Annotated in this window: 8 protein-coding genes and 3 pseudogenes; 3 read left to right on the top strand and 8 right to left on the bottom strand. The window is 60.2% G+C overall.

Features of this window, described 5'->3' with window-relative positions; all coding sequences use genetic code 11:
• Together G6N73_RS33590 and G6N73_RS33585 are read left to right on the top strand one after the other, a co-directional pair.
• A pseudogene (locus G6N73_RS33590) lies at window positions 1–256 on the top strand (GDP-L-fucose synthase); the annotation flags it as partial.
• 298 nt (window positions 257–554) lie between these two features.
• Window positions 555–1418, top strand: a pseudogene (locus G6N73_RS33585) (IS481 family transposase); the annotation flags it as partial.
• Here G6N73_RS33585 and G6N73_RS38455 read toward each other — a convergent pair.
• The 5 genes from G6N73_RS38455 to G6N73_RS33560 all read right to left on the bottom strand — a co-directional run bounded on the left by G6N73_RS38455 (window position 1321) and on the right by G6N73_RS33560 (window position 5366).
• Window positions 1321–1950 (bottom strand): helix-turn-helix domain-containing protein, encoded by a 630-nt coding sequence (locus G6N73_RS38455; protein ID WP_343044837.1) that lies wholly within the window; start codon window positions 1948–1950, stop codon window positions 1321–1323. The pseudogene G6N73_RS33585 and the gene G6N73_RS38455 overlap by 98 nt on opposite strands.
• Before the next feature lie 466 nt (window positions 1951–2416).
• The gene (gene queC / locus G6N73_RS33575; RefSeq protein ID WP_165034222.1) at window positions 2417–3184 is read right to left on the bottom strand and encodes a 7-cyano-7-deazaguanine synthase QueC; all 768 of its coding nucleotides are present in this window, start codon (window positions 3182–3184) and stop codon (window positions 2417–2419) included.
• A 4-nt stretch (window positions 3185–3188) separates the two neighbouring features.
• The gene (queD, locus tag G6N73_RS33570; RefSeq protein ID WP_165034221.1) at window positions 3189–3542 is read right to left on the bottom strand and encodes a 6-carboxytetrahydropterin synthase QueD; all 354 of its coding nucleotides are present in this window, start codon (window positions 3540–3542) and stop codon (window positions 3189–3191) included.
• Complete coding sequence (gene queE / locus G6N73_RS33565) at window positions 3539–4174, bottom strand: 7-carboxy-7-deazaguanine synthase (protein ID WP_165034220.1); 636 nt, start codon at window positions 4172–4174, stop codon at window positions 3539–3541. The genes queD and queE overlap by 4 nt, the downstream gene beginning before the upstream one ends.
• Window positions 4175–4352: 178 nt before the next feature.
• Window positions 4353–5366: a 1-aminocyclopropane-1-carboxylate deaminase gene (locus G6N73_RS33560; RefSeq protein WP_165034219.1), complete on the bottom strand. Its 1014-nt coding sequence runs from the start codon at window positions 5364–5366 to the stop codon at window positions 4353–4355.
• Between the two features lie 401 nt (window positions 5367–5767).
• On the opposite strand from G6N73_RS33560, the gene G6N73_RS33555 reads away from it, so the two are divergent.
• Window positions 5768–6865, top strand: coding sequence for an IS1595 family transposase (locus tag G6N73_RS33555; protein ID WP_165034218.1), 1098 nt, complete (start codon window positions 5768–5770; stop codon window positions 6863–6865).
• A 98-nt stretch (window positions 6866–6963) separates the two neighbouring features.
• On the opposite strand, the gene G6N73_RS33550 is transcribed toward G6N73_RS33555, so the two are convergent.
• The 3 genes and pseudogenes from G6N73_RS33550 to G6N73_RS33540 all read right to left on the bottom strand — a co-directional run.
• Window positions 6964–7170: an exopolysaccharide production repressor protein gene (locus tag G6N73_RS33550; RefSeq protein ID WP_246252781.1), complete on the bottom strand. Its 207-nt coding sequence runs from the start codon at window positions 7168–7170 to the stop codon at window positions 6964–6966.
• Between the two features lie 89 nt (window positions 7171–7259).
• Window positions 7260–7388, bottom strand: a pseudogene (locus tag G6N73_RS37635) (ferredoxin family protein); the annotation flags it as partial.
• Between the two features lie 136 nt (window positions 7389–7524).
• Window positions 7525–7937, bottom strand: a 413-nt coding sequence (locus G6N73_RS33540; RefSeq protein ID WP_165034216.1) for a universal stress protein, incomplete at its 5' end; no start/stop codon positions are given.

The raw sequence follows: 7937 nt of genomic DNA, 5'->3' as shown, positions 1-7937 counted from the left end.
TGAAGCCGGGCCGATCAATGTCGGCAGTGGCCAGGAGATATCGGTTCTCGGCCTGCACCAGTTGGTGGCGGAAGTGTGTGGATGGCAAGGAGAATTTGACTTCGATCGCTCCAAGCCCGACGGCACGCCGCGAAAGCTCATGGATTCGAGCCGCCTGACAGCACTCGGTTGGCGGCCGCGGATCGAACTACGCGACGGTCTCCGTCAGATGATAGACATCTATGGAAGCACCATTGCTGCTCAACCAGCCTCGTAATGATCTGGTGAGTTGGTCGGTCGGCAGTTCTCGCCAGTTAACTTTCCGGAAATCGAGACGTCTCCTCATGGAAGCTGATCACCGGAGCACGGACTTCATACCAGTCAAAATATGGTCTTCTCGCGAGGAACAAGACGGCTACGAATCGTCGCGACGGACGTCGTCATCATCTGTGTGCCGACGCCGCTCTGTAAGAATCGCGAACCCGATCTAGCTGTGAGCTTTCAGTAGGTTGTCCATCCGGTCCCGACCGGGAAAGCTGAGGTTGTCGAAGCTTCAGTGATTCTCGGAGGACCGGATGAACATCCATAAGAATGCCCGGCTGACGCCACGCGGTCGAGAGCGAATTGTAAGGCAGGTCGAGAGCGGGCAAACGCCGGAGGCCGTCGCCGAAGCCGCAGGCGTCTGCCCGCGGACGGTTCGCAAGTGGGTCGACCGATATCGCCACGAAGGATCGGCGGGATTGCGAGATCGCTCATCCAGGCCGCATCGACTGCGTCGGCCGACGCCTCAGGCGGTTATTGAGACGATCGAACGGCTGCGTCGCCAGCGCTGGACAGGCAAGCAGATCGCCGCGGAGGCCGGCGTCTCGCCAGCGACCGTCAGCCGTATTCTACACCGGCTGGGACTGAATAAACTGAGCGCCTTGGAGCCGGAACCCGTGGGTCGCTACGAGCGGGAGCATCCCGGCGAGCTCATCCATCTCGATATCAAGAAGCTTGGTCGGATCGGCTCCGTGGGACATCGCATCACCGGGCGATATCCGGGCGCAGTCAACCGCCATCTGGGCATCGGCTCTGAGTTCGTCCATGTCTGTATCGACGATGCCTCGCGTGTCGCTTTCGTCCAGGTTATGTCCGATCAGCGCAAGGAGAGCGCTGTCGCCTTCCTTGAGGCCGCCGTTGCTTATTACGCCAGCCTCGGCATCAAAGTGCAGCGCGTGATGACCGACAACGGTTCCTGCTACCGCTCAAGGACTTTCCGGGCAGCCTGCAGGCGTCTCGGCCTGCGCCAGATATTCACCAAGCCTTATACTCCCAGGACCAACGGGAAAGCCGAGCGCTTCATTCAGACCAGCTTGCGCGAATGGGCCTATGCCCGCGCCTACAACACTTCAGACGAACGCACCGCCGAGTTGCCGCGATGGCTTCACCGCTACAATCCTGTTTCATAACACCCATCTCTCTATGTCGTTGAAATGAATAGGTTTTGCTGATCGGGATGCGATCCCGTGGGTATTTTTGGTTCTGCCGCGCGCGGTGAACGATCTGCTGAGCATCCGGCTTTCCAAGCTCTGATCGTCTGAAGATCCACGGACCATCCGGCAAAGGATGAAGGCCTTCGATCTTTCCTGCTTCGGCGGCACGCCTGAGCGTCTTCGGCGTGATGCCGAGCAGGCGCGCTGCCTTGTTCAGATTGAGCCATGGTTCGATGCCGTCCGGCCCCGGTCGGAAGACCGGGATCTTGCGATACGATCGAAGCGCGGTGACCCGCTCGCGTGTCCATCGATTACTGGTGTGTCGTAGACTGGCGCGGCATGGACCTCTCCCCGATTCGCGTCGTGAGAAGCCGATGTTGCGCCCGAATCTCGCGATTGCGATGAGGTGCCGGAAATCGCCGCCGCGTCGCGCAGCAATGTCGCCAAGTCGGCCAGAGCGGCAACCTCGACATGGGGAACGGCAGCGATGCGCCAACCCGCGCTCGCCGCCCGATCAAACATCCAGGCTGGAACCTCCAGCCACCGATCGAAAGCCCGGCCGGAGAGGCTGCAGCGGAAGACGCCCAAGCCGCCTTCTCGATCACCTCATGAACGTGAACACAACGCCCAGCCCAGGGATGCCATGGATAAAAAAGCTCGCGTTCCTCGATCCCGTGGGCGGTGTGTCGTCGTGTTGTACAACGCGATCCATCCTCACTCAGCGCTCCGCATGCGCTCCCCACGGGAGTTCATCCGAGCCCAAACCCAGTAGCCGGGTGTCCGGCGAAACGGGGGGCACTACACCAGCCAAGAAACGCCAGGAAAGCCGTGTGGACGACCGAAAAACAAAGGGCAGAGGCACGACCGGCGATCCAGCGACAGCAAGCGCGTCCATAAGCCGAACATTTCGGCCAGGAACGAATCCTCCGCTGCAGCGGTGGCCTCGATCGTCAGCGGTCCAGTCAGATTGAGCGTGCCGGCCCGCACGGCGGCACCGGCGCCGATAGGTCGCGGCGCGCGCTCGCCGGAGAGGAGCAGAAGCGCTCCCACCCCTGAGCACGTAGTTCGCACGCTGGGCAGTTCCCGCAACCGAAACCCCAGGCATGGCGGTGCTGGCGGTCGCCGTTGTAGCAGGTGTGGGTTTCCTCGCAGATGAGGTGAACAAGTGCCTCGTTCCCAAGGCGCTCCGCCAGCGCCCAGGTCTGCGCCTTGTCGATCCACATCAACGGAGTGTGGATTACAAAGCGCGTCTCCATCCCAAGGTTCAGGGCAAGTTGCATCGCCTTGATGGTGTCGTCTCGGCAATCGGGATAGCCCGAGTAATCCGTCTCGCAGACGCCAGCGACCAGATGCTTCGCGCCCCGACGATACGCAACGGCGGCCGCGAAGGCTAAGAAGAGAAGGTTGCGGCCAGGCACGAACGTATTGGGGAGTCCGTTCTCCTGCATCGCGATCTCGACACCGCGGGTAAGCGCAGTTTCGCTCACCTGTCCAAGCACCGCTATGTCGATGAGGTGATCCTCGCCGAGTCGACTGCTCCAACCCGGAAAGCCCCTCCGCATGCGATCGAGCACTCGCGGCCGGACCTCAAGTTCGATTCGATGCCGCTGCCCGTAGTCAAAGCCGATCGTCTCGACGCGCTCGAATTTGTCGAGAGCCCAAGCCAAGCACGTGGTTGAGTCTTGGCCGCCGGAGAAGAGAACGAGCGCAGTCTCCGAATCCCGTTGCATCGTCTCACCCTTCATATTCAGCCCAGCATTGGGGGGTCTCGTAGACTGTCACCGATGCAATTTGCGGAAGGATCGACTTGATTCGGTCCCAGAGCCAGATTGCGATATTTTCGGCGGTGGGATTTTCGAGGCCCTCGATCTCATTCAGGCAGTGATGGTCGAGGCGCTGCAAAAGGGGGCCGAAACCAGCCTCCACGTCGAAAAAATCGACAACAAAGCCCGTCTCCGGATCCACTGGCCCCTCGAGACGAAGTTCCACACGGTATGAGTGGCCATGCATTCGATGGCAGCGATGGGTTCCGGGTACTCGGGGAAGACGGTGCGCTGCCTCGAATGTGAAAGCCTGTGTAATTTTCATGGGATTCCGAGAAACTTGTGTGTTTGAAGAGTCAGCCGCCAGCGTGGGTTGGCAAGGCAATAGGCGACCGCGGCCGCCGTATTCGCCTCGCGTTCAGGCCCGTCCATCGGCTGGAGTAAAAGGTGCTTAAATGCGAGGCCTTCAAAAAGCTCGGGCTCCGCACCAAGCTGAGGATAGACAAGCTTAAATTCGTCCCCGGCCGTGGCTACGAGCGGTGCGCCGGCCTTCGGACTGACACAGAGCCAGCCGATCCCAGTCGGCGGATGAATGGTCCCATTTGTCTCCACAGCAATTTCAAATGCCAAATCGTGCAGGGCTTTTATGAGTTCTTCATCTACCTGCAGAAGCGGTTCCCCTCCAGTAAGGACGACAAGACGCTCGCCTGCCCCGGCTCCACGCCAGGCCTGCTCAACGGCAGATGCAAGCTCCCGCGCGCTCGCAAAGCGTCCACCGCCCGCGCCGTCCATACCAACAAAATCGGTATCGCAAAACCTGCAGATTGCCTTGGCGCGGTCAGCTTCACGCCCCGACCATAGGTTACATCCAGCGAAACGACAGAACACGGCAGCCCGCCCCGCATTACACCCTTCACCTTGAAGCGTGTAGAAGATTTCCTTGACCGCGTACGACATGGCTAAATTGCCTCTGATTGAGCAAGTGACCGCTTCACCTCGTCCACCGGATAGAGCGTGAGCGACGTATATCCGACGGCAGCTTCTGGACCCGTTCCGCCGTCGGTCCCAAAAAATTCGGTCACCCGAACTTGGAGCGCATCGCTGGCACGGCAGGGACGTCGCAATCTGTCGAGCGTCAGCCGTTGCGGAATGTGTAGCTGTAGCCGTTGATCGCCGGCGCGCCGCCGAGGTGTGCGTAGAGGATCCTCGATCCCTCTGGAAAGAAGCCTTTCTGGACAAGGTCGACCATCGCTTGCATCGATTTGCCTTCGTAGACGGGATCAGTAATCATACCCTCAAGCCGCGCGCACAGGCGGATGGCCGCCTTCGTTTCCTCGGACGGGACGCCATAACACGGGTACGCGTACTCCTCCAACAACACCACGTCCTCCTCGACGATTTTCCTGCCAAGATCAACGAGCGTCGCAGTATTTTGGGCAATGCTTAGCACCTGCGCCTTGGTTTGGGCGGGGGTGGCGGAGGCATCGATGCCGATCACCTTGCGCTGTCGGCCGCCCTTGGCGAATCCGACGAGCATGCCGGCATGCGTTGAACCCGTGACCGTGCAAACGACGATGTAGTCGAAGGCAAACCCAAGCTGCTTCTCCTGGGCGCGCACCTCCTCCGCGAACCCGACATAGCCGAGGCCGCCATATTTGTGGACGGAAGCCCCGGCTGGTATCGCATAGGGTCTGCCGCCCCTTGACTTGACCTCATCGAGCGCCTGTTCCCAACTGGGGCGGATGCCGATATCGAAGCCCTCGTCGACCAGGCGCACCTCTGCTCCCATGATGCGGCTCAAGAGAATGTTGCCGACGCGGTCGTAGACGGCATCCTCGTGTGGTACCCAGCTCTCCTGGACCAGGAGGCATTTCATGCCGATCTTGGCAGCGACCGCGGCGACCATCCGCGTGTGGTTGGACTGCACGCCGCCAATGGACACAAGCGTATCGGCATTCGACGCGATCGCGTCGGGGACGATGTATTCGAGCTTGCGGAGCTTGTTTCCGCCGAAGGCGAGACCGGAGTTGCAGTCCTCGCGTTTGGTGTAGATTTCCACCTTTCCCCCTAGATGTTTGCCCAGGCGGCCGAGCTTCTCGATAGGCGTGGGTCCAAAGGTGAGCGGGTAGCGTTCGAACTTTTCCAGCATGGTCTCTCCAGCGATACGTGACTGAGTTGAAAGTAGCTATGGACAAGTGGTTCCAAGAGGCGCGTTTGATTTGAGGCCAGGTGCGCTCTCCAATGTACCGGAAGAGCCCGGTCATTGTTTCCAGCGCCTCGTTCCTCATCGAGACGAAGCAACCCGCATGCCGGCGTGCTGCGATAGGCTACCAATGCCTATGGAACCGAAATCTTGCATCTGCCTCGGCATTAGAACGGCCAGAATGCGGTCGCCTCTGACCATACCAAGCATGGTCTCCTTCAACGATCAGCCCAGTGTTCATGGTTCGTCCAAAGTAGCGTGAATGGCCTTTATCAACCAAACACAGCTAAAAGCTTGTGGTCATGGCCTTCCCATGCGTTCTTGGAGCGTGATCTGGGGGGACGAGAATGCCTGAAACGATGCTCGCAGCGCTTTCCAACATTCGGACCGTTGAGGAAATGATCGTGGCTTTCCGGGATGAAGAACATTGCCGGAGATTGCTGGAAACCATGGTGTGGCCAGATGGCAGAATCTGCCCGGCCTGCGGGTATAAACGCTCGATCCCGCTTGCCGGTCGCGATACGGGCAAGCGGCGTGCGCGGCCGGGCCTTTATCAATGTTCCAATGGCGCTTGCCGGTTCCAGTTCACGGTGACGACCCATACCCCGCTGCATTCGACCAAGCTGCCCTTGCGTGTTTGGCTGAAAGCCATGTGGCTGCTGCTGCAATCGGATAAGGGCTTGTCCTCGGTACGGCTCGCCGAGATCCTTGGAGTGAGCCAACCGACGGCCTGGCGCATGGGTCACGCCCTGCGGCTGATGGTGGCGCGGGAAAACATGCTCGAGGGCACGGTTGAGATCGACCATTTCCATCTCGGGGGAAGTCCCCGAAAGCGGCCGGATGAGCCACCTCCAGGACGGGGCCGGAAAGGTCAGGCGAATACAGAGAAGGCGCCGGTCATGGCGATGGTGCAGCGGCCGACCGACGTCACACCCGGCACTCCGGCCGGTGACGCACGTGCTGCGGTCGTGACCGGTCTTTCATTGCGTGCTGCCGAACGTGCGATCGAAACACAGATCGAGCCTCACGCGCATTTGATGAGTGATGAGGCGAAGGCCTTCATGGCCATTGGTGAGAGCTTTGCCAAGCATGAAACCGTGAAGCATTCCAGCCACGAATATGTTCGCGACACGGTCCACGTCAATTCGGTGGAGGGTTTCAATTCCCGCGTTCGGCGAACGATCGCCGGCGTCTTTCACCATATCAGCCCGCAACATGCTGACCTCTATTTCCATGAAATCGGCTTCCGCTGGTCTCAGCGCGTCGTGTCTGGAAGCGCCGTTCGGAAAACTCGGCACGGCCGGGAAATCATGCGAACTCTCTGGTCACGGGTGCCGCCGGCGCTGCAACTGCCGACTGTCTTTCGCGCCGCCACGGGACGTCAGATGCGCCGAAGCCCCGATGGCGGCATCACCATCAAGTCAACCGTAGCTGTCTTTGGTTGATAAAGGCCGCGTGAATCTGAGCGCTGATCTTGTCCCGGCCCCCTTAAGGGAACCGCGATATGTTCACGCGTATGACCAAGCTGGACCCATCTGAGAATTCATTCCTCACCCTTTTTATGGTCTGGCGAATCGTGCCGAACCTCCCCGCAACTACCGCAATGCCGCGCCTTTTGGCCAGCTCTGCGCGTGCAGCCAGATCGCCAGACCAGAAAGAGCACGCTTCCGAAATAGGCGACCTGAAGAAACAGCGAGCAAGCCAGCGTTGTGAAGGTTGCCGCGCGGATGGAATGCAAGACGAAGTACATCGTTAGAGCGTTGGCGCACAGGACCAGCCCCAGGACGCGACAAAAAATTCTAAAGGGCAACGCCGTTCTCCTGGTTTTGTCCCGTCAGGTCATGCAGCGACCCAGTCGGCCGCAACATGAGTCTGGCAGTTCTTCCGGCGGACGCGGGCGCAGGCTCCGCAGCCAATGCGGCGGCCGGCATGATCGACGACCATGATCATTCGATTGAGCTCGCCATCGGCGAGCGTGAGTGCGTGCAGATTGGCTCCGAAGAGCTTCGCGAAATTTGCGCGGTTGCTGCGACTTTCTCCGAATTGGCATCAGGGCAGGCGACCAGGGGAGCTTCGAACAGCATCGGTGCTATTCCCGAACCAGTCAGAGAGCCAAAAACAGCGGCAATGGCGGCTTCTCAACGATCCATCTCGTCACGCCACCGAAGATCCGATCACGCAGCCGGCGGCGGCCATAGGCGCCCATGACTATCATGTCGGCAGACGTGTCGATTGCGTGCTGCGCGAGCACCGCGGCCACGGATTGGCCGGCGCTCGGCAACCGGTCGATCGCTACCCGAACACCGTGCCGAGCAAGATACGCAACGATGCCGCCTCCCGGCTCGGGGCCGTTTCCGTTGCAGCTCGCCTCCGGATCGACCAGTGCGAGACGAACTTCCTGCGCACCGGATAGGAGATCCAGAGCTTCGCGAACCGCCCGGGAAGCCTGGACTCGCGAATTCCAGCCGACCAGCACGCGCCGTGGCTTCAGAGTCGCCTCAGCGCCCTTCGGCACGA

Origin of the sequence: Allomesorhizobium camelthorni, assembly GCF_011045125.1 — a bacterium.
In the GTDB taxonomy this organism is placed as follows: Bacteria; Pseudomonadota; Alphaproteobacteria; order Rhizobiales; family Rhizobiaceae; genus Allomesorhizobium; species Allomesorhizobium camelthorni.
Note: the sequence above shows the minus strand (reverse complement) of the source record. Positions and strands in the feature narration are given on the sequence as shown.